The 22,190-nt window shown below is 70.7% G+C and carries 11 protein-coding genes and 1 tRNA gene; 5 read left to right on the plus strand and 7 right to left on the minus strand.

What is annotated here, in order from left to right:
• Positions 1-6 precede the first annotated feature (6 nt).
• The 5 genes from FRAEUI1C_RS28100 to FRAEUI1C_RS28120 form a co-directional block, all read right to left on the minus strand.
• A complete protein-coding gene (locus FRAEUI1C_RS28100; protein ID WP_013426756.1) occupies positions 7-2,274 on the minus strand; it encodes an ATP-binding protein in 2,268 nt (755 codons plus the stop codon).
• 541 nt (positions 2,275-2,815) lie between these two features.
• Positions 2,816-5,875 carry a glycoside hydrolase family 2 TIM barrel-domain containing protein gene (locus tag FRAEUI1C_RS28105; RefSeq protein ID WP_013426758.1) on the minus strand — a complete coding sequence of 1,020 codons (3,060 nt, stop codon included), beginning with the start codon at positions 5,873-5,875 and terminating at the stop codon, positions 2,816-2,818.
• A gap of 184 nt (positions 5,876-6,059) precedes the next feature.
• Positions 6,060-7,427, minus strand: coding sequence for a mannitol dehydrogenase family protein (locus FRAEUI1C_RS28110; protein WP_013426759.1), 1,368 nt, complete (start codon positions 7,425-7,427; stop codon positions 6,060-6,062).
• The gene (gene uxaC / locus FRAEUI1C_RS28115; protein WP_232425150.1) at positions 7,424-8,842 is read right to left on the minus strand and encodes a glucuronate isomerase; all 1,419 of its coding nucleotides are present in this window, start codon (positions 8,840-8,842) and stop codon (positions 7,424-7,426) included. Before uxaC ends, FRAEUI1C_RS28110 begins: the two co-directional genes overlap by 4 nt.
• A gap of 153 nt (positions 8,843-8,995) precedes the next feature.
• On the minus strand, positions 8,996-10,135 hold the full coding sequence (locus FRAEUI1C_RS28120) for a LacI family DNA-binding transcriptional regulator (protein WP_013426761.1): 1,140 nt from the start codon (positions 10,133-10,135) through the stop codon (positions 8,996-8,998).
• 266 nt (positions 10,136-10,401) lie between these two features.
• Here FRAEUI1C_RS28120 and uidA point away from each other — a divergent pair, with 266 nt between their 5' ends.
• Both uidA and FRAEUI1C_RS28130 read left to right on the plus strand, forming a co-directional pair.
• Positions 10,402-12,183, plus strand: coding sequence for a beta-glucuronidase (uidA, locus tag FRAEUI1C_RS28125; protein WP_013426762.1), 1,782 nt, complete (start codon positions 10,402-10,404; stop codon positions 12,181-12,183).
• Between the two features lie 940 nt (positions 12,184-13,123).
• Complete coding sequence (locus FRAEUI1C_RS28130; RefSeq protein ID WP_013426763.1) at positions 13,124-13,837, plus strand: hypothetical protein; 714 nt, start codon at positions 13,124-13,126, stop codon at positions 13,835-13,837.
• A gap of 170 nt (positions 13,838-14,007) precedes the next feature.
• On the opposite strand, the gene FRAEUI1C_RS40475 is transcribed toward FRAEUI1C_RS28130, so the two are convergent.
• Entirely contained in the window at positions 14,008-14,523 is a 516-nt protein-coding gene (locus FRAEUI1C_RS40475; RefSeq protein WP_198318642.1) for a hypothetical protein, read from the minus strand.
• Between the two features lie 548 nt (positions 14,524-15,071).
• On the opposite strand from FRAEUI1C_RS40475, the gene FRAEUI1C_RS28140 reads away from it, so the two are divergent.
• Positions 15,072-15,143: transfer RNA gene (locus FRAEUI1C_RS28140), tRNA-Lys, on the plus strand.
• Between the two features lie 167 nt (positions 15,144-15,310).
• Here the strand turns inward: FRAEUI1C_RS28140 and FRAEUI1C_RS28145 are convergent.
• The gene (locus FRAEUI1C_RS28145) at positions 15,311-15,508 is read right to left on the minus strand and encodes a helix-turn-helix transcriptional regulator (RefSeq protein WP_013426765.1); all 198 of its coding nucleotides are present in this window, start codon (positions 15,506-15,508) and stop codon (positions 15,311-15,313) included.
• 707 nt (positions 15,509-16,215) lie between these two features.
• Between FRAEUI1C_RS28145 and FRAEUI1C_RS28150 the strand changes: the two genes are divergently transcribed.
• Positions 16,216-17,166 (plus strand): hypothetical protein, encoded by a 951-nt coding sequence (locus FRAEUI1C_RS28150; protein ID WP_013426766.1) that lies wholly within the window; start codon positions 16,216-16,218, stop codon positions 17,164-17,166.
• 265 nt (positions 17,167-17,431) lie between these two features.
• Entirely contained in the window at positions 17,432-22,183 is a 4,752-nt protein-coding gene (gene pglW, locus FRAEUI1C_RS28155; RefSeq protein ID WP_013426767.1) for a BREX system serine/threonine kinase PglW, read from the plus strand.
• Positions 22,184-22,190: the final 7 nt, after the last annotated feature.

Genomic DNA, 22,190 nt, shown 5'->3' on the forward strand with positions numbered 1-22,190 from the left:
GAGTGGTCAGCCGCCTTCCGCGCCGAGGAACACCGCGCGCGCCAGGTCATCGCGTTCGGCCAGCTCACGGGCCGGCCCGGTGAAGCGGACCTGGCCCTTCTCCAGGAACACCGCGCGGTCAGCGACGGCCAGAGCGATGTTCAGCGACTGCTCCACCACGACGATCGTCAGGCCATCGGCCTTGAGCCGCTCCAGGACGGCCAGCAGGTCCGCCACCACCACCGGCGCGAGCCCCAGCGAGAGCTCGTCGATCAGCAGCACCTCGGGGTCGTGCATCAGCACCATCGCCAGCGCCAGCATCTGCTGCTGCCCACCGGACAGGGAGCCCGCCCGTTGGGACTGCCGGCCCGCGAGGTCGGAGAACATCGCCAGCACATAGGCGAAGCGGCGGTCCCGCTCCTCCTGCGACCGGCGCAGCCGGAAGGCCGCCATCTCCAGGTTCTCCCGGACGGTCATGCTGGCGAACACGCCCTTGCCGCCCGGGAGAAGGTGCACCCCGTACCGCCCGCGCTGCTCCGGAGACACGAACGTCATGGTCCGGCCGCCCAGCCGGACAGTCCCCCTGGTCGGCGTTCCGAGACCCGCGATGACCTTCAGGATGGTCGACTTGCCGGCGCCGTTGGTGCCCAGCAGCGCCAGCGTCTCCCCCCGTTTCACCTCGAAGCCGACGTCGAAGAGCACCTGCACCTGGCCGTAGGAGAAGTCGACGCCGTGCACCTGCAGTGCCGGGACGTTCTCCGGGTCCGTTGCCTGCCGTTCGTGCTCCGCCAGCTCGTCGCGCAGGTCCGAGACGACCAGCGACAGGTCGCCTCTGATGGACGACGAACCACGGATGATCATCAGGCCGCCGACCAGCTTCGCCGGCACGCCGATCGCCAGAATCGCCACCCGCGGGTCGTAGAGGTCGGCGAGCAGCACCGACAGCAGCGCGCCGAGGGTCGCGCCGAAGAAGAACACGTAGATGGAGGTCAGCGCTCCGCCCACCCCCCGCAGCCGGTAGGGCACGACCGAGGCCACCAACGGACCGATCATGGCGAACGCGACCGACGACAGCGCCCCGGCCGGCAGACCCACCAGCATGAACAGGATCCAGTTCGGCATGAACCACTGGACCGGCAGCAGCACCACGTTGGGCAACATGCACAAGCCCAGCAGCCGCATCGCCCGCGCGGGGTCGGTGCGGTAGAGCCGGTCGTACCACGGGGCGACGAAGGGCAGCGCCACCAGGAGAGCCGCGCCGGAGACGGAGCCCATAACGCCGCGCTGGAACGTCGTCATGTGGAAGTGGTCGTCGCCCCAGAGGTTCGTCAGGACGCCGCCGGTGAACAAGGTGAAGCCCAACGCGGAGAACCCGATGATGGCGCTCCTGATGGTGCGAATCCGCATGAGCCGGGCGGAGGCCGCCTCCAGCGAGATCGGCATCGGGTCGATCTCCGTGAGGACGTCCCCGAGGACGGACTTCATCTCGTACTGGCCGCGGGGCGCTTCGCGGATACGGAACGCGAACGCCGAGAAGACCAGGATGGGCAGCCCCAGGATCACGAACGGCCAGCGCCAGCCGGACGCTTCCCCGCCGAGGGTGGCGATGCCGGCGACCACGATGGGGCTGAGGGCCCCGGTCGTTCGGGCGGCGCCGTAGAGCGTGGTGTAGAGGCGGCCGCGCACCCCGATCGGATAGGAGTCGGCGAGCAGCGGAGAGCCCGCCGCGTTGTTGCCCGCCTTCGCGATCCCGGCTCCGAACCTGGCCAGGAAGAGCAGCAGGATGTTCGTCGCCAGGCCGCTCGCGGTCACCAGGAGCCCGAAGGCCAGGCCGGCCCAGCCGATGATCCGGCTGCGCCGGACGCGGTCCGCCAGCCAGCCCATCGGTATGGCACCGAGCACCAGGCACGCGCTGGCGGCGGCCACGATGAACGTGATGGCGCTGTTGCCGATGTGGAACGCGTCCCGGATGTTCGGCGCCAGAGTCGTGAGGGTCGCCGACTCCAGTTCGTCGAGCGCCGCGAGCGTCACCACCGTGGTGAACGTGAGCAGGCCGCCCGCGGCGAGGCCCTGCCGTAGCGTCAGGGGCTCCTCACCCACGCCGGGCAGGAGGTCGTCCGCGAAGATGACCTCGCGCTTGGCCTGAGCCTGGAAGGCCTCGCGCTCCGCCTCCGCCTCGATCACGCCGGCCGCCAGCCCCGCGGCGCCTGCCCGGATGGGCACGGCCGGAGCGGCGTCCTCCGTTTGGGCGACCTTGTTTCTCGTTAAGGGAAGCGGACCGATGGGCGCGCTCATGGAATCGCCCCCTCGGCGGGTGGTGCAGCGGCGGCGCGCATCGGCATGGGAATCTCCGAGAAAGGGATGTGGGTCGATATCCGGTTGTGCCCCACCCCGGGGCGATGATCTCCGTGCACGGACGCGCTGGCCGCCGGGGCGGGCGGATCCTCCGTCATCTGTCACCGCCGACCAGCTGCGTCCGCCCACGGGCGCCCGACCGGGGGCGGCCACGTGACTGACGGATACCGCTTGCGATGTGCGCCGGCGCCCACGCCATTGGGCGCCGTTCATGCCACATACGGCAACCAGTTGCCATCTGTTGCCTGTTCACGCTTTCCGACAGGCATCGATGGATGCCGCCAGATCCCGCGCGACCGGAATCCATCCGACCTTGAGGCGCGCGAACTCGACAGTCGCCGTCGCCATTTACGCCCGCTTGGTCGGTAGGCACGGGAAGTCCACGGTCCTCGACATCGCCGACCGTGTGAGTGGTGGCGGCCCGTAGCGCGAAGGCCCGCCTGATCGTCGCGACACCGCGACGTGCGGCACCACCGGGCGCTCAGCGCGGCGGCCGTTCGTCGAGACGCAGTCGCCACGTCCAGGCGTACTCACGGTCGGGGAGCCGGAATCTCGGGCGGGTGTCGGGGCCCAGCACCGCGGTCCCCAGGCCGCGGTGCGCCACGTCGAGGTGCACCACCGTGGCGGCGCTCGGCGGCAGCTCCCACCAGTGGCTGGCCGCTTCGAGCTCCTCGACGCGGTGGCGGCGCACGGTCATGTGCAGCGGTGACTGGTGAAAGGTGCTGACGGTGCCAGCCGGGCCGGTGAGGCGCAGTTCGGTGGTCTGACCACGCCCGCCGTTCTCCTGCGGGAACAGGTAGGGCACGGCGAGGTCGTCGATACGGCTGTGCCAGGCGCCGAGAAGCGCGGACGAGCGTCGGTCGGGGTAGTTCTCCCACGGGCCGAGGCCGACCCAGCGGGCCTCGTCGAAGCCGTCACACAGCTCGAACACCACCCCGACCCGCAACGCGTCCTCGGTGTCGTCCGGGAGGACGACCCGCTCGCGCAGCAGGTACTCGGTGTACGGATGGTCGGGTGGCGTGAGAGCCGCGATGGTCCGGTGATGCACCACCTCTGTGTCGAACGCGGTGGCGTAGCGCGTGGTGACCGCGGCGCCCTCCCCATCCGGGCGGATCTCGACCTGCCGCGGCGTGAGCTGGAAGAAACCGGAACGCACGAAGCGCTGGTCGAGCGCGAAGGAGCGGTCGTTGTCGGTGAGTGCTCGCCACAGGCACAGCCGCGGGCCGGTCCGCAGCAGCGGGTGCGCCAGCTCGCCGTCCTCGCCGACGGGGAGCCGCGCGGGTACGGGCGCCGCGACGGGCTCGGCGGGGCGCTCGAACACGACCTGGTGGGCGGCGATCACCGTCGCGGCCGGCGCCCACCGCGTGTCGGCACGCGTCCGCACGGTCAGCGTGACCGCGAGCGGCGAGGACGCTTCGAGCCGCGCCCGCACCACCTCGGGGATGCGCAGCGTCCCGGTCGTCCCGGCGGGGACGTCCGGCATGTCGACGGTCACCGGGCCGCTCTCGCCCCCGTCCTCCACCTGCAGCTCGAACGTGAAGGCGCCCAGGTCGTTGAAGACCTGCCGGTTGCGGACGCTGATGGTCCCGGCCAGCGCGGCGGCGGCGTCGGAGACGATCCGCACCGGGCTGAACAGCCCGCGCGCCTCGTACAGCGCGGGCTTGGGCGTGAGGTCGGGGAAGGCGATGCCGTTGAGCAGCGCGATCCCGTCGTTGGGGACGTCACCGAAGTCCCCGCCGTAGCGGTAACGGCCGTCGCCATCAGGGTCCAGGGCGTGGTCGGTGAACTCCCAGATGAAGCCGCCCTGCAGCCCGGGAAGCGTCTCGAACATCGCCCAGTACTCGGCGAGCCCGCCGTTCGAGTTGCCCTGGGAGTACGCGTACTCGCAGAGGATCAGCGGCCGGTCGGCGCGCGGGTCGGCGCTGTACGCGGCGAGGCTCTCGAACGACGGGTACATCGGGCACACGAGGTCGGTCGACGGGTGCCCGCCATGCCAGTCCGACGCGATCGCGCCCTCGTACTGCACGGGCCTGGTGGGGTCGAAGCGGCGGACCCAGGCCGCCGCGGCGTCGTGGTTGGCGCCGTAGCCGGTCTCGTTGCCGAGCGACCAGATGATCACGCACGGGTGGTTGCGGTCGCGCAGCACCATCCGCGACACCCGGTCCAGGAAGGCGGGCAGATAGCGCGGGTCGTCGCAGAGCGCCGACGAGAAGGCATGCGCCTCGATGTCCGCCTCGTCCACGACGTAGAAGCCGATCTCGTCGCAAAGATCGAGGAACAGCGGGTCGTTCGGGTAGTGCGACGTGCGGATGGCGTTGACGTTGAACCGCTTGAGCAGCGAAAGCTCCGCCAGCAGCCGCTCCGGCCGCATGACCCGTCCGGTCGCCGGGTCGACGTCGTGGCGGTCGACCCCCTGGACCAGGACGCGCCGGCCGTTGACCAGCAGGTCGCGGCCCTCGATCGTCACCCGGCGGAATCCGACCCTGGTGGTGGTCTCGTCGACGATCCGCCCGTCCGGGTCGGCCAGCCGGACGATGACGTCGTACAGGTGCGGGCTCTCCGCTGACCAGGGCCGAACGTCGAGGTCGGCGCGGTCGAGGACGGCGGTCCCGGCCACGGGTAACGGCCGCAGGGATGGACCCATCATGGCGGCCGCGGGCGCCCAGTCCGCCGGGATGGGGGCGTCCGCCGCCAGCAGCGAGGGCAGGTCCATGAGGTCGGGCGGGATCAGCCTGGGCGGCCGGACCGACCGGTCGCCCGTGAGCGCTGGCAGCCGCGGCGCGTCGCGCAGCGGCGCCACGGGCGCCGTCGAGCGTTCCCCCAGCGCCTCGACCTCGACTGTCCATCCTTCGTCGCGCAGGCCGTCCAGGCCCGCGGTGGACACCCTGAGGCGCAGCCCGCCGCGCTGGGCGGCCGGGTCGTAGTCGGCGTGAACCTTCAGGTCCGCCAGCCGGGTCCGTGGCACCGTGTGGACGGACACCGAGCGGCTGAGGCCCGCGTGCCACCACTGGTCCTGGTCCTCAAGGTAGGAGACCGATGACCACTTGGAGACGACCAGCTCAACGGTGTGCTCGCCATCCGGGCCCGCGACGCAGGCGTCGGTTATGTCGAACTCCGCGGCGAGGTGCGAGTCCGTGCTGATCCCGACCGCGTGCCCGTTCACGAACGCCCGCAGCAGGCCCTCGGCGGCCCCGATCCGCAGGATCACCTGCCGTCCGGGGTCGGGCCGCAGCGCGAAGGAGCGCCGGTAGACCCCGGTCGGATTGCGCGCTGGAATCTGGGGCGGCACCTCGTCGAACGGCATCGCGACGTTCGTGTAGTGCGGCCGGTCGTCGGTCTCGGACATCGTCCAGAGCCCGGGGACGTCCACCGTCTTCCAGACGTCACCGACCGGTGCCGTCGGGCTAGGCAGCAGCTGGAACTCCCACGCCCCGTCGAGCTCGACGTCAGCCGGCCGCCGCAACCCGTGCATCGGCAGCCGTCTTACGGCGTGGAACCCGGAGCCGTCCCACGGCATGGCGGTGAAGCTGGTCGCGGTCATAGCACCTCTCGATCGGTGGTGGTCCTGGTCCCGTGGTGCCTTGCGCGCTCGCCAGCCGCCCCAGGCGGCCGGTGGCGGCCGGCCGCCGCCGCGCACGCGACCTCGACCGGCGGCGGAATCCCGCGCCCGGGGTGATGTGTCGTGGCCGGGGCGTTGGCCGTGCCCGCGCCGGCGGCAACCAAGATCACGGCACGCCGGCGGCTCGTACACGCACCGCGCGTACCAGCTCGGCGTCGTCCGCCAGGGCCGGGTCGAGGGCCGCGAGCACCCTCGACACCGCGTCCGCGAGGCGGCCGGCGGTAGCCAGCGAGGCCAGGCGCGAGGCGTCGACATCGGTGACCGGCGTGCCGGCTTCCCGCAGGTGCGACACCCAGGCGGCGAGCGCGGTGACGGCGGCGTTGGGCAGCCGTCCCCGCTCGCGCTCGCGTCGCAGCACCGGCAGGATGCGGACCGGAATCTTCCGCGAGCCGTCGGCGGCGATCTGCGACAGCTCGTGGCGGATGCGCGGGTTGGCGAACCGCTCGAGCAGCGCCGCCCGGTAGGCCGCCACCTCCGCCGCCGGTAGCGCCAGATAGGGCTCGCAGGCGTCCCACCACTCCCCCAGCCAGGCGCGACAGACCGGGTCCGCCACCGCCTCGGCGACGGTGGAGTGGCCCCGGGCCGGGCCGGCGTAGGCCAGCAGCGAGTGGGCCCCGTTGAGGAGCCAGAGCTTGCGGTCCTCGAACGGGGTGACGTCATCGCTGAACATCGCTCCCGCGCTCTCCCAGGCGGGCCGTCCGCCGGGGAACTCCCCCGCCAGCACCCATTGGGTGAACGGCTCCGTCACCACGGGGCAACGGTCGTCGACTCCGGTGGCGGCGAGCACCGCCAGCCGATCGGCCTCGGCCGGCCGGGGGGTGATCCGGTCGACCATCGTCGTCGCCACCCGGATCTGCTCGTCCATCCAGGTCGCCAGGCCGGCGTCCACGGCGGCCGCCAGGTCTCGCACCACGGCGGCCAGCACGGAACCGACACGTGCCACGTTGTCGCAGGGCACGAGGGTCAGCGGCCCGGCGTCCCGGGACCGCCGCGCCAGCAGGCCGGCCACGAGGCGCGCCGGCGCCGAGATCACCGGGGCCCGAGCATCGGCGCGCAGCGCCGCGATGTCCGCGGCGACCCGCGGGTCGGCGGTGTCGAGACCACCGACGGCGTCGCCCAGGTAGCCGGCCTCGGTGATGGTGAGGGTGACCACCCGAACGTCGGGCGAGCCGAGGTGGTCGAGCCACGCCTCGTGGTCGGTGCCGGGGTAGGCCCGCGAGACCGAATGGACGACGGCGAACTCGTCGGCTTCCGCCCCGCGGGTGACAAGGGTGTAGAGGCCGTCCTGCGCGCTCAGCGCCACCGCGGCGTCCGGGCGCCGGCCGGTGAACGCGGCGATGCCCCAGCCCGCCGCGTCGCTTGCCCGGTCGGTGTACCAGGCCTGGTGGGCGCGGAAGAAGCTTCCCAGGCCGAGGTGCACGATCCGGACCGGCGCGGCCGGGCCGGACCGGCGCGGCCGCGCTGTCGGGCTCACAGGCCGAAGACCACGCGCGGCCGACCTGTCACCAGATCGGAAACGACCTCGTGTGCCTCGTCCTCGTCCAGACGATGCTCGGCGACGAGCCGTGCCAGGAAGCCGCTGTCGAGACGCCGGGACATGTCGTGGCGGACCGGGATCGAGCAGAAGGCTCGGGCGTCGTCGATGAAACCGGCGGTGCGGGTGAACCCCGCGGTCTCGGTGACCGCGGCGCGAAAACGAAGCACAGCGTCGGGCGCGTCCAGGAACCACCAGGGGGCGCCGAGGTAGACCGACGGGTAGAAGCCAGCCAGCGGGGCGAGCTCCCGGGAGAACGTCGTCTCGTCAAGGGTGAACAGCACCAGGCGTAGGTTCGGATGGGTCCCGAACCGCTCCAGCAACGGCCGCAGCGCGTCAGTGAACTCGGCGCGCACCGGGATGTCATGACCGGTGTCAGGGCCGAAAGCCGCGAGCGTCGGCCCGTGATGACCACGGCGCACCGACGGGTGCAGCATCATGACCAGCCCGTCGTCGCACGACATGCGCGCCATCTCCAGCAGCATGTGCCGGCGCAGCGCGACGCTCTGGGCCGGCGTGGCGGACCCGGCCAGCGCGGCCCGGTACACACGCTCCGCCTCGCCCGCCGTGAGCGGCTCGGTGCTGACATCGTCGTGGCTGTGGTCGGTGGACGTGGCGCCGTGGCGGGCGAAGTAGGCCCGTCGCCGCTCCATCGCCGCCACCCAGCCGCGATAGCTGCCCGTGTCGACGCCGGCGACCTCACCGAGCCGGGCCACCGCCGCCGCCCACCCGGGCCGCGCGGACTCCAGGTACCGGTCCGGGCGGAAGGCTGGCAGCACTCGGCCCGTGAACGAGGGGTCGGCGGCCAGTGCGGCATGTGCCGCCAGGTCGTCGCACGGATCGTCCGTCGTCGCGAGCACCTCGATACCGAACCGCTCGAACAGCGCGCGCGGACGGAACGTGTCCATGGCCAGGCAGGCGACGACCTGGTCGTAGATCGCATCCGCGGTCTTGGCGGACGGCCGCTCGTCGACGCCGAAGACCTCGGCGAGCTCCGACTCGAGCCAATACCGCACCGCCGTGCCGCGAAAGGCGGGCAGGTTCTCGCAGAGCCGGCGCCACACCTGCCGGGACTCGTCCCGCGGCAGCGGGCCCCGCCCTACGCCGAGGTCGTCCAGCGCCACACCGCTCGCGTGCAGCAGGCGGGTCACGTAGTGGTCAGGCGTGACGAACAGCGCCGCCGGGTCCGGGAACGGCAGGTTGTCGGCCAGAAGCCCGGCATCGACATGGCCGTGCGGCGAAATGATCGGTAAGTCGCGGACGGACTCGTACAGCCGCCGGGCAATAACGCGCACACCCGGTTCCGCGGGCAGCAACCGGTCGGGGTGCCGGGCCATACCTGGAAAGGCTGACATGGCGGTCATCGTCGGCGCGCCCACACCGGACAGCAATGGATTGCCACCTGTTGTCGCCCTCCCGGGGACAAGCCCGGCGCTGCCGTCTCGGCCGCAAGGACCCCGAGAGACGTTCGACGTTCCCGTTGCCGGCGAGATCCTCTTCAGGCCGCGCTAGCGGGCCATCGGCAGCGCGGCCGCGGCCCCCACCGGCCGAGGCCGGCCCACTCCGTGGCGCTCGGCGGTCGAGTCGCGGACCACCAGCCGCACGGGTAGCACCGCCGGGGCCCCGGTGTGCCCCCGTCCACCCTCGATCATCGCGAGCACGTGCCGGGTCGCCGTGGCTCCCTGGGCGTAGAGGGGGGCGGCCACCGTCGTCAGCCCCGGGGTGACAAGCTCGGCTGCGGCGATGTTGTCAAAGCCGATCAGGCTGACGTCGCCGGGCACCCGGATCCCGCGGGCGGCCAGGCCCCGGACGAGGCCGATCGCCAGCTGGTCGTTGTAGGCGACCACGGCGGACGTCGGTGCCGCGGCGAACTGCTCGGCGGCCTGGACGCCGCCGGGCACGTCGGGGGTGAACGGACCGATCCGCCGGACCCGCAACGACAGCGCCGGGGCCGACTCACGCAACGACCGCCATCGCGTCCCGTCCGCCCACGACGCCTCCGGCCCGGCGAGATAGGTCACGTGCTCGTGCCCCAGGGCGGCGAGATGCTCCAGGGCCAGCCGGGCGCCGCGCGGGTTGTCGGTCACGACGCACGGGGCGTCGACGACGGCCCGGTTCAGCACCACTACCGGCTTCTGCTTGGAGATCATCCGAATCGCCGAGTCGGACATGCGCGAACCGGCGAGGACGATCCCGTCGACCGCTGTCACGGTGCGCTCCAACGCTGAGCGCTCGAGGCGGTCGGACTCCTGGGCGTCGGCCAGCAGGACCGTGTACCCCGCCGCGGCAGCCGCGGCCTGCGCTCCGCGGACGATCTCGGCGAAGAACGGGTTCGCGATGTCCAGGATGACCACAGCGATCATGTTGGTGCGGGCGGTGGACAGAGCCCTGGCGACCGGGTTCGCCCGGTAGCCGAGGTCGTCGGCGACCCGTCTGATGCGCTCGGCGGTCGCCGCGTTCACCCGCCCCGGACGGGAGAAGGCCCGGGAGACGGTCGAGGGAGCGACACCAGCCTGCCGAGCCACGTCGTAGATGGTCACCATGCGGGGCGCCAGCGCCACTCCTCCCCCCGCGACCCGGTCCGTGCGCGCCATCGCCTCCGAGGCCAATGTCGTCTGCCGCACCGCCCTGACCACCGGCCCAGCCATCGCGCGTTCCCTTCAGCAGCGGTCCGAGGCGGCAACGGTAGGCGCCCGCGAACCCAAACTGCAACCGGTTCTCGGCTGAAGCCTGGTCAGATGCGCGCTCCCTCGAAACGAGGGCGGCAACTCACGGCAACCGATTGCCACATCTCACCGCCGTGTGACCTACTGCGCAGGCGTCACCGCGAACCGGTCGGATGCCTGCCCCGGCGGGATTCGACACGGACAGTGCGCTCACCACGGCTCCAGGCATCCATCGCAGGAGGACACCGATGCTGCGTCCGCAGGACAGTGCCACCCGTGAACGCCGTCGCGTCGAGGGACTCTGGCTGTTCCGCCTCGACCCGCAGGCACGTGGCCACGCGGACAGGTGGTGGCGCGGCCGGCTGGCCGAGGCGCGGGAGGTCCCGGTCCCGGCCAGCTACAACGACGTGTTCGCCGACGCCGCGACCCGTGACCACGTCGGCGACGCCTGGTACCAGACGACGGTGCGCGTGCCCCGCGGCTGGGCCGGGCAGCGTGTGGTGCTGCGGTTCGACGCGGTCACCCACCGTGCCGTGGTCTGGGTCGACGAGGTCGAGGTCGCCCGGCACGAGGGCGGCTACACCCCCTTCGAGGCCGACATCACCGAGGTGGCACGGCCGGGCGCCGAGATCCGGGTGACGGTGGTGGTCAACAACGAGCTGACCTGGCAGTCCGTCCCTCCGGGCATCGTCCAGGACACCGCCACCGGCAGACAGCAGATCTACTTCCACGACTTCTTCAACTACGCCGGTCTGCACCGCCCCGTCTGGCTCTACAGCACCCCGCGGGCCCACCTCAGCGACGTCACCGTCGTGACCGCGCTGGCGGGAACCGAAGGCACCGTCGACTATCGGGTCGACGTCACGGGTGGTGACGATCTGGCCGTCCGCGCGGTGCTGACCGACGCCGAGGGAACCGCGGTGGCCAGGGCCACCGGGACGGCGGGGGTCCTCACCGTGGCCGACGTCCACCCGTGGCGGCCCGGCGAGGGGTACCTGTACGACCTGCTCCTGGAGGTCGTCGACGGCGCCGAGGTGGTCGACGCCTACTCGCTGCCTGTCGGCGTGCGCACCGTGGAGGTCCGGGGAACGAAGTTCCTCATCAACGGGGAGCCGTTCTACTTCACCGGGTTCGGCCGGCACGAGGACCTGCCCGTCCGTGGCAAGGGCCACGACGACGTCTTCATGGTGCACGACTTCGCGCTGATGGAGTGGACCGGCGCCAACTCGTTCCGCACGTCGCACTACCCCTATGCCGAGGAGGTTCTCGACTACGCCGACCGGCATGGCTTCGTCGTCATCGACGAGACCGCCGCCGTCGGCCAGAACACGGCCATCGCCGGCGGCATCGTCGGCGGCGGGCAGTCGTTCCCGACCTTCTCGCCCGAGACCATCAACGACGCCAGCCGTGAGATCCACGCCCAGGCGATCCGCGAACTCGTGACCCGGGACAAGAACCACCCCAGCGTCGTGCTGTGGTGCGTCGCGAACGAGCCGGAGTCGACCACGCCCGCATCGGTGGAGTACTTCGAGCCGTTGTTCGCCCTGACCCGCAAGCTCGACCCCACCCGGCCGGTCGGCTACGTCAACATGCTGCTCGCGACGCCGGACAGGGACCTGCTCAGGCCGCTGGCCGATGTCATCATGCTCAACCGCTACTGGGGCTGGTACCTGAACACCGGCGACCTGGCCGGCGCCGAGTCCAACTGGCAGGCCGAGCTTGAGGCGTGGGCGGCCCATGGCAGGCCCATCATCGTCACCGAGTACGGCGCCGACACCGTCGCCGGGCTGCACACCGTGCCGGCGGCACCGTGGAGCGAGGAATACCAGGTCGAGTACCTGGAGATGAACCACCGCGTCTTCGACCGCGTCGACGCCGTCGTCGGCGAACACGTGTGGAACTTCGCCGACTTCGCCACCAAGCCCGGCATCATGCGGGTCGACGGCAACAAGAAGGGCGTCTTCACCCGCGACCGCCGGCCCAAGTCCGCCGCCTTCGCCCTACGCCGCCGCTGGCACTCGGCTACCTGACCCCGGTCTCGTCCCGGCCGGGGCACCGTCCCGGCCGGGGCACCGTCCCGGCCGGGCTGCCGTCGGCTGTCTGAACACCCGGCAGCACATCGAGGACCGCGAAGTCGACACCCTCCTCAACCAGCACCAGACCGGACCGCCAACCACCGACTAGTGCCGCGACCGCCAACGTCTGCCCGTGACCTTGATCGCTGTTTTCGCCCTCTGGTGGCTGCGAAACAGACCCGGCAACGACCACCGGAGGGCCGAAGCGGCGATCATGGAACGCCGAAACGGGCGAACCTTGCCGGAGGTGGCACTAGCTGGCGGCGCAGCATCACGAGCTGGTGGCATAGGACCGCGATTCTCACCATCCTTCTCGCCAGGCCGGCGACCCAGTCCGACGACGCCGAGAAGCGTGCACACGAGCAGGAACGCCGCTGTCGACAGCATGCCGCCGTGATCCCTACCTACTGTTCACCCCGGTCAACGCCCTTAATCGTCCCGTCGCACCCCACCCGCTTGTTCGACGCTTGGGCCGCTCGCAGTTGGTCACCAGCTGCGCACCGACTGCCAGATCACGAGACCAGCGCGGCACCTTCCGGGACACACGCGTGTGAAGACCAGCGAAAGGCGGAGCGCCGCTCCTAGACGGATGGTATTTTGCGCCCGGCAGGTGATCTGGTTTCTCCGGGGCTGGTCGAGATTCACGTTCGTCTCGGCGGTCGGTGTCGCGACTGGGCACCGGTGGGCGAGGTCCGGCCGCTGGAAAGCAAGCATCTTGAGGGAGCCTGCGGGTTTCCTCCTGGGGGAGGATGTGCCGGTACCCCGTCGGATATCTCAGTTAGCCAGGTTGACCTGTGCCGCCGTCGCGCTGACGGTCGCCGCACCAGCCTGCTCAGCTCCAGACGTCCTCACATCGAGCTCGTCGGGGCACGCCCTCGCGCCCATCATCTTGGACGTGGTCGGCAATCAGCTGGTATCGATCGCATCCGACGCCGTCGATGCGGCCTTCCCGGGTGTAGGGGAGATCGTGAGGATCGGTGGTGGGTACGCGCTCGGCGCGTTGGAGAAGGCGATCACCGCTGCGCAGTCCCCTGCCGCCGCGACCTCCGCCTCTGGCGAAATGTCGATCCTGCTGATCGTCAAGCAGACCATCAACGGCCAGGTCGAGGCCAGTATATTCAGGATCACAACGAGCCATCATCTACAGATCGCGATGAATGGCAGTTTCGTCGAGGAAATCGCTCCCGGCGAGATAACCCTCACGGCCGCACCGGGCACAGACTCAAGGATCGCCATAGAAGATCCGAGCGCCGGCCAGGTCGGGTATCACAGTGGGCAGTTTGGGGCGGCCGACAACCTGAACATGGACATGGGCAGTACCAACGTACCGCACAGTCTGGCCGAGATCGGCCCAAGTTCCTGGGATATTCTCCAATGGTTCAACGGTACTGTCGCCGCGGTGTGGCACGGGTCCGGATCGCCGACGTTGGCTGAATGCGTGTCGTTACCACCCCAGATATGGACCGCCCATCTGACCTATGATAACCCTGGCAGCATCTGGTGCGTCCACACATCCGAGGGGCGCTACGGCGCCGTAGAATACGTGAGTTATGATTTCGGAAAATTGAAATTCAGCTACGTGCTATGGAAGAAGCCCGGCGACGAGTAAGCCCTGACCGACATCCTGCGGCCGTCTACCCTCGCCACCCGCGGCGCCCCTATGCCATCGCCGACGTCCAGTACCGATGCCGCCAAAAGGCGCGGATTACGACCTGAGATCAAAAGCGGCTGAATCCGGACGGATCCTGATCATCCGCGAGTTCGGGCAACAGCAGTTGGTCACGACAGCCAGCAAGCCGCGGCAGCGATCGGACCGGCCGCACACCAGCTGGATTTCAGATCTGCCTTGAAGATCTCAACCGACGCGAGCCGCCGCACATTGACGGCGGGCACGACGCCGCTTTCGTCAACCGCGCGGGCGGCTATCCATGAGTGAGCGTCGATCTCACTGTCCCTGAGATACCGGGCAGCTGCCGCAACGCGCGGACCGCGCAGCAGCTCGATTTCGGCAGTCGCGGCATGCAGATTGCCGTCCTCGGACCGCTCACGCTGCCCGACGATCGCCTGGGCGTAGCTCGCGCTGATCGCCCGAAGAAACCGTGCGTAGACAACGCGCTTCTCCGCTGTGAACGACTCATCCCGCTCCCAGCGCCGACCGCGTCGCGCCTGCGTCCCCTGCGCTACCACGCCGATCACGATGCCGAGCAAGCTTCCGACCACGACCTGCGTCATGCCTTCGCGTCGATGCTCTTCAAGGGCGTCCCGGCCCGGACCGTCATGGAGCTGCTCGACCACTGCAGGATCACGCCAGCCATGAGCACCCGCACCCACGTCATGCGCGCGAGACCCGCGCGACACCGTGGCCAAGCTCGGCCGCTGGTTCGATGGTGACCAGGACCAGGCCGAACGGGACGACACGGACGAGGATGACACGGACGGGGGACGACGCCGGCCCGGACCACGACGACGCGATGGACGGCGAGACGGCGAGACGGCGTGACCGGCCTCGAGCCAGGTCCCACCCACAGATGCGACTGTGCCGTCAGCGGCGGTTCAGCCCCAGGTCCGCCCACTCACCGCGACCGCGCTCCGAGGGCGCACCAAGGCGGGAGCGCCGCCAGATGAGCGGGCGCGGACGGTGCTTGAGCTGCTGTGTTCCGTGATTGTGGGTCCCGTGACGAATCGTGGCGAACCCGCACGGACTGGGTGGCCGTCGTTGCGGGTTCCGGGTGCCCCCGCCCCGACCAACCCCTCGGCGAGCTGGTAGAGTCTGCTACGTCGACGCGGGGGTAACCTGCTCGACACCAGTAGGACCCAAGTACGCGCAAGACCTCAGGAAGCATGCGCCGCTAGCTCAATGGCAGAGCAGCGGACTCTTAATCCGCGGGTTCGGGGTTCGAGTCCCTGGCGGCGCACCCGTAAGCCCTGCTACGCAGGGCTTTTTCCATGTCGGGACGATCTTGCCTGCAAGATCGTCCCGCGGAAACCCCGCTCTTTGGGAACCATGAGCGGTGACCGAGTCGGCCGCCGCTGGGCGTCTTCCCGGGCCCCGCACCCGCAGCCGATTTGGTCGTTTTGTGAGTTACATCACATCTTGGTGGGTGGCGAGCCACGCGGCGACATCTCGCTCTCGGTAACGGACGTAGCGGCCGACTCGGATGCCCCGCGGCCCGTCCCCGGTCGTCCGCCACTTGTAGACCGTGCTCATCGGAACCCGCAGGAACCGCGCCAGTTCCGGCACCGTCCACAGCCGCTCCGCGTCCTCATCAAGCTCAGCCATCCCGGCCACCTCCTCGTCTGCCCGACCCGACCGGCGCCGCGTCGTGCCCGCCGGTCGCCAGGCCCTGCCACGCCAGCCGTCCTGGGACCTCCATCTGAGGGCCAGTCGAGCGCCGGTAAGCCGGAACCTGTCTGTCGACGAACGGCGCGCGGCGCCGCACAGGTATGGACGATGAGCACCAGAGTCACCGCCAAGGCCATCCGGACTATCACCGCCGAGGACATCGCCCCAGACTCGGTCACCGCCAACGACACCCGCAAAGCCTCGCCGAGGCCATCCGCACGGCCCTCGCCTCAGGTCCCGGCCCTGGAAAGGCCATCGCCCTCGGACGGCGTCAAAAGACGCCAGAGTGCGGCCCCGCGGCGACCCCCCAACGGCCCGTATCACCACCACGGCGAGCGCGGCCATTGCCATCTGGCACACCGGCCACGCCCCGACCACACCACCTGGCGTCCCGTGCGCGAGGATCGACCTCGTTTGAGACCCCGACTGTCCGGACCGGCGACTGCTGCGTCCGCGGAAAGGCCGTAACCCGTGATCCCGGTGACCTCGCTCTGCGGCTACCTGCTCGAAGAGTGTCTCGCATCGATGCTGCGCTCCAGCGGATACGAGCTGCTCTCTGCCGACGATGACCGGGAGGTGCTCTCGCAGCCCAACCCATCTCGGACCTCTTCATCCGCGGCCGGGGCGCGTGGCACCAGGCCGACGTGCTCGGCCAGTTTCGGTACGTCCCTCCGTTCTCCCTGCCGATCAGACTATTCGTCGAGGCCAAGTTCCAGGCGCGCCCGATTCGCATGCCGGTCGTGCGCAACGGGCACGGAGTGGTCCACGACATCAACGAGAACGTCGTGGCCACCAGCCCCAAGGGCCCCAAGGACAAGTTGACTCCTGGAAACGGTGGTCGCCGGGTCAGGTCGCGCTACCACTATTCGTACGCGATCTTCTCCACCAGCGGGTTCGCCGCCACGGCCATCGACTACGCTCTCGCACACCAGATCTCGCTGGTGGATCTTTCGGTTCCCGCTTTTATGCCCCTTCGCACCGCGATCACTGGGGCCGCCCAGGCCGTCGACATCGTTAGCAAGCGGCTACCGAAAGAGAAGCAGCCCAAGGTCCGCGACATCCGCAGGTACATGCGGGACCACCTGAACGTCAGTGGCCACAGGAGCGCGGGGCAAGAACTCGATTCCTCCATTCAGGACGCGCTGCGTTCTCTCGTCCGGCAACTGCAACACGGCGGGTCACTGGGGCTCGTCCTTGCTTTCCCGGAAGCGCCGTTCGTGCTGGGTCTCGTGACGGACAATCTGGACCGCTTCATCCAGTACACTCTGACACACCCCGCACACCGCATATGGCTTCGGCGCGACCGTGAGGAAACGGACGGCCGCCATCTCTGGCAGCTACGTCCCCAGGACGCGCCAAAGGCCTACGTGATGACGTTCACGCTACCCGAGCAGATCGAGAGCTGGATTCTTCACGATGACGAGGAGATCCGGCGTCGCGCCATCACGGTCAAGCGCAGCCTTCTGAACAGAATCACGATCTACTGGTCGCCCGCTGCGAGCGAGTACGGTCACATATTGCCATTCGTCGACGATGACGATCACATCCGCACATTCCAGCTCGAATACTCGCGGGAGAACATCACACGCATATAGCCCGAATTGCTGCATTCAGTTCGTTCACCAGGATTGGCGCGGCACGCAGGTCCGACTCCGACGCCGCAGCTTCACCGCTTGGACGCCCCCCGGGAACGAACTGGATCTACAGGATGGCGGAGCAGCGGAGCAAAAGTTCGGAGCAGGACGGCTACGATCAAGGGCGGCATCTACCTCGGCAAGCACGGTGGGCTAGTGTCGCGTGCTGGGCAAAAGGGGGCGCGACGTCTGAGGGCGGACGTCGCGGGGACGACGGGGAGTCGGCGTGCGCGAAGGCGAGGGCCGGTGGGAGACGGTCACGCCGTCGCAGTTTCCGCATGAGCGGGAGGCGTTGGAGCAGGTTCGGAAGCTGCTGCCGGACGCCGAGCCGTACCGGGCCTGGTCGAACTTCACCTTCACAGCGACGACAGGCCACATCCGCGAGGTCGACCTGCTGGTCGTGGCCCGCGGCGGGGTCTACCTCATCGAGATCAAGAGCCTGGCCGGCCGGCTGACCGCGTCCGGGTCGAACTGGACCCAGCACCGCTCCTCCGGCGAGCCGCGGATCTTCGACAACCCGCTGCACCTGGCGAACCAGAAGTCCAAGGAGCTGCGTTCCCTGCTGGAGAACGCCGCCCGCACGCCGGGCCAGAGCCGGGTACGGATCCCGTTCATCCAGCCGGCGGTCTTCCTGTCGAACCCGACGCTGCGGGTCGAGTTCCCCGACCACCAGCTGCACTGGATCTTCGGCCCCGAGCAGGCCGCGGCCCAAGCCGGCCAGTCCTCCGGCGCGGCCGCGGCACCAAAGGCTCGCCCCGGCGGTGGCGTGACACTTCCGTCGATCTGGTCCGGCCTGCTGGACGCGCCGCTGCGCGACGAGCGATACCGGGTCACCCCTGAGGTGTCGAAGGCGCTGGCGAAGCTACTTCCCGCCGCCGGGATCGCACGGAGCCGCCGCCATCAGCGGGTCGGCTCCTGGCAGCTGGAGTTCCCGGCGTTCGACTCGGGCCCGACCTGGCAGGACTACCACGCCGCCCACACCCAGGTGGCCTCCGAGCGCCGCCGGGTGCGGATCTACCTCGTCGAGCGGGCCGCGGGCGAGGCCGAGCGGGCGAGCCGGGAGGCGGTGGCCCGGCGCGAGTTCCTGGTGCTGCACGGGATCAACCATCCGGGGATCGTCCAGGTCGACGGTTTGGAGAGCCACGAGGCCGGCCCGGCGCTGATCTTCCGGCACCGGCCGGACGAGCTGCGCCTCGACCAGTACCTCGACCGCTACGGCGACCGCCTGGACGCCGGAACCCGACTTGACATGATCCGCCAGCTGGCGGAGGCAGTCGCCTACGCGCACGGCCGCCACCTTTACCACCGGGCGTTGGCGGCCCGCAGCGTGCTGGTCGTGCCCTCGGGCCGGCGGAGCGCCGGCGAGCAGGGCTGGCTTGCTCCCAGGCTCGTGATCAGTGACTGGCAGGCCGCGGCCCGCGACGCCGGCTCGAGCACGGGCGTTCTGACCGGCGCGATGACGAAGACGTCGATGGCGCTGGCCGTCGAGCCGGCGGCCCGGTTCCTGCCGCATCTGGAGGTGGCCACCGCCGGCTACCTGGCGCCCGAGATCGGCGCTCCCTTCCCGGACCCGGTCGGTATCGACGTCTTCGGCCTGGGCGCGCTGGCCTACCTGATCCTCACTGGCCAGCCGCCCGCGGACAGCCCCAACGCGCTGAAGGCCCGCTTAGAACAGTCCGGCGGTCTGAATCCGGCCGAGGTTGTCGACTCGCTCTCCGAGATGGCGAACGAGCTGGTCGCGGAGGCCACCCGTCCGCTGCCCGATGACAGGCCCGCGACCGTTGGCGAGTTCCTCGACTTGTTGGGGCTCGTCGAGGAGGAGTTCACCAGGCCCGAACCTGCCGTGGCGGCCGGTGACAGCACGCCGGCGGAACAGCCCGTCGCGGGACAGGACGAGCCGGAGCCCGACCCGCTGGAGGCCCAGCACGGCGACCTGGTCGGCGGCGAGTGGCGGATCAGGGAACGGCTCGGCACCGGCTCGACGAGCCGGGCGTTCCTCGCGCACAACGAGAAGACCAACCGCTACGAGGTCCTCAAGGTCGCGCTCTCCGACGAGCGGGCGGCGCGGCTGGAACACGAGGCGTCGGTGCTGGGCCGCCTCGGCGACTCCCGGGTGATCCGGCTGGCCCGTCCCGACACGCTCGTCATCGGTGGGCGCGCGGTGCTCGTCCTCGACCACGCCGGTGAGCAGACCGTCGCCCGCAAGCTGCGCGAGGGCCGGCTCTCGGTCGACGAGCTGGAGACCTACAGCGACTACCTGTTCGGCGCGGTCGACTACCTGGACGGCGAGGGCGTCGCCCACCGGGACCTGAAGCCGGACAACATCGTCATCCGCCGCCGGCCGAACCGTACCTACCAGCTGGTCCTCATCGACTTCTCGCTGGCCAACCACTCGGTGCGCGACATCGCCGCCGGCACGCCCCGCTATCTGGACCCGTTCCTCGGCGCTGGCACTCGCACCGCGTACGACGACCATGCCGAGCGCTACGCGCTGGCGGTCACCCTGCATGAGATGGCCTCCGGCGAGCTGCCGCTGTGGGGCGATGGATCGGCCGAAGCGCGGTTCACGCAGGGCCCGCCGACGGTGGCGACGGAAGCGTTCGACCCGGCAATCCGCGCCGGTCTCACATCCTTCTTCCTGCGCACGCTCGACCGGGACGCCACCAGGCGCTTCGCGTCGCTGAAGGACATGCGCGACGCCTGGCAGGCCGTCTTCCGCGCCGCCGACTCGACCCCGCCGGCGGTCACCGCGCATCCAGCGGCAAGCGACGGCGCGAGACTGACGGAGAGCGAGTCGGTCGTCGTCACCCCCGGGTCGTCGGCAGGTGTGGCCATGGCCGACGAGGAGACCGCACGCAGGGCCCGCGACGCGGCTGCGGCGGCGGCGACGAGCGACACCCCGCTGGATGCGGCAGGGCTGTCGCCGCGGGCCGTCTCGGCGGCGCACCGGCTGAACGCGACGACCGTCGGCGACCTGCTCACGCTGGGCTCCAAGGAGATCATCAGCCTGCCCGGTACCGGCGCGAAGACCCGCCAGGAGCTGCAGTCCAGGATCCGCCAGTGGCGCCGCTCCCTCGCCGCGGCCCCGGCTGGGACCCCGTCCGCCGCGACGGCCGCCCAGCCAGACCCGGCCCAGCAGGAGACGCCGGCTGCGCAGACGCCTGCGGCAAAGCCGGACTACGCCCGTATGCCCGTCGAGGACGTCGCCGGCCGGCTGCTCCCTCGCGCCCTGGCCGGCGGCCGCAACGCCACCGAGCGGGAGGCGACCCGCCTGCTGCTCGGCCTGCCCGACGACGCCGGACGGCTGCCAGACGTGCCACTGTGGGCGCCACAGCAGCAGATCGCCGAGCGGGTCGGGGTGACATCAGGCCGGATCGCCCAGGTGCTGACCGCGCGCCGCAAGACTTGGCATGCCGACGAGGCGGTCCGCTCGGTCCGCGACGAGCTGGTCGAGATCCTCGGCGACGCCGGCCGGGTGATGGGCTTTGACGAGCTGACGACCGCCGTCCTTGCCCGCCATGGCAGTCGTCGCCCGCCGGCCGAACGCCGGGCGCTGGCGGGCGCCGCGGTTCGCGCCGCGTTGGAGACCGTCGACCTGGACAGCGAGCCCACCCTCGCCCGCCGGAAGTTCTACGAGCGGACACTGGTCGCGCTGGAAGCTGCGGAGGATGACGGCCCGCTCACCCCCGCCGCGCCGGCACTGTTCGACTACGCGATCGCCCTCGGTAAGGCCGCCGACCGGCTAGCGAAGGCCGAGGAGCTCCCAGCTCCGGCGACCGTGCTGCGGGAGCTCGCCGCCGTCGGCGCCGCGCCGGCAGCGGGCGACACCGACGACGCCGGCCTGGCCGACACCGACCCGGCAGCGGCCGAGGGGCGGGCCGGACTGCCGGCGCTCGACGAGCAGCGCCTCGTCCGGCTCGCCGCCGCCGCGTCCCGCAACGCCGCTGCCAACGCTCGCCTGGAGATCTACCCGCGGGACCTGGGCCTGGTCCGGGCGCTGCGCCTGGCGCAGGCCGGCGTGCCGCCGCCCCGACAGGCTGTGATGCCGGCGCCGCCCGCCGGACTGGATGAGCGCCCCGACCGGCCACTGCTGGAGGTGGCTGTCATCCACGAACGGGTGACGGCCCGTTTCCCCGGGCTGACGACCGAGCTGCCGGCGCACCCGGCGCTCGACCGCCCGCTGGCGGATGCCGGGTTCGTCCTTGAGTGGAACGCGGCCCGCGACGGCTACGTCCCGCCCAACAGCCTGTTGACCTCGACCGGGCTCGGAGGCTCCCGGGCAACGCCGGTCCGCGAGCCCACCGACCTGGGCAGCCGCCCGGCGCGGCGGGTGTTCGACAGCCCCGACCTGGCGGACGCGGCGCGTACCGAGCAGCGACTCGTCGCCGCCGCTGAATCCGGCGGTTTCCGGGCGCTCACCGTCCGGCGCAACCACTATCTGCTCGCCCGCGCGGAGCTGGCCCAGCCTCACCGGTTCGCCGCCGAACCGATCGACGTCGCCGCCGTGTTCCTCGACGCGCTGCACGCCGAGGTCGACCCGCGGCCCAAGCCGACCTGGGCGACGGTCCTGCGCGCCGACGTCGCCGAGCCGGGCAGCCGCGCAGCCGGCAACCTCACCGAGTTGGTGCGAACGGCCTGGGATCGGGCCGCGCCGCTGCTCGCCGAGCTGGTCGATGCCGCCGCCGGCCGGACCGGGCCGCACGGGCCGGCACCGCTGCTGCTGCACGACGCCGGCGTCTTCGGCCGCTACGACGGCCGTGGGATGGACCTGCTGTTCACGCTCGCCGAGCGGGCCCGCGCGGGCGGCCGGGCCGTCTGGGTGCTGTGCCCGACGACTGAGCCGACCCAGCCTCCGCGCCTCGACGGCACCCTCGTCCAGCTCGTGACCGGAAGCGAGTGGGTAGCACTGCCGGACGCGTGGGTGATCAACCGGCACCGGTCCGACGACGAGCCGGACCTCGCTGGGAAAGCATCCTGATCGCTGG

Source organism: Pseudofrankia inefficax (assembly GCF_000166135.1).
In the GTDB taxonomy this organism is placed as follows: Bacteria; Actinomycetota; Actinomycetes; order Frankiales; family Frankiaceae; genus Pseudofrankia; species Pseudofrankia inefficax.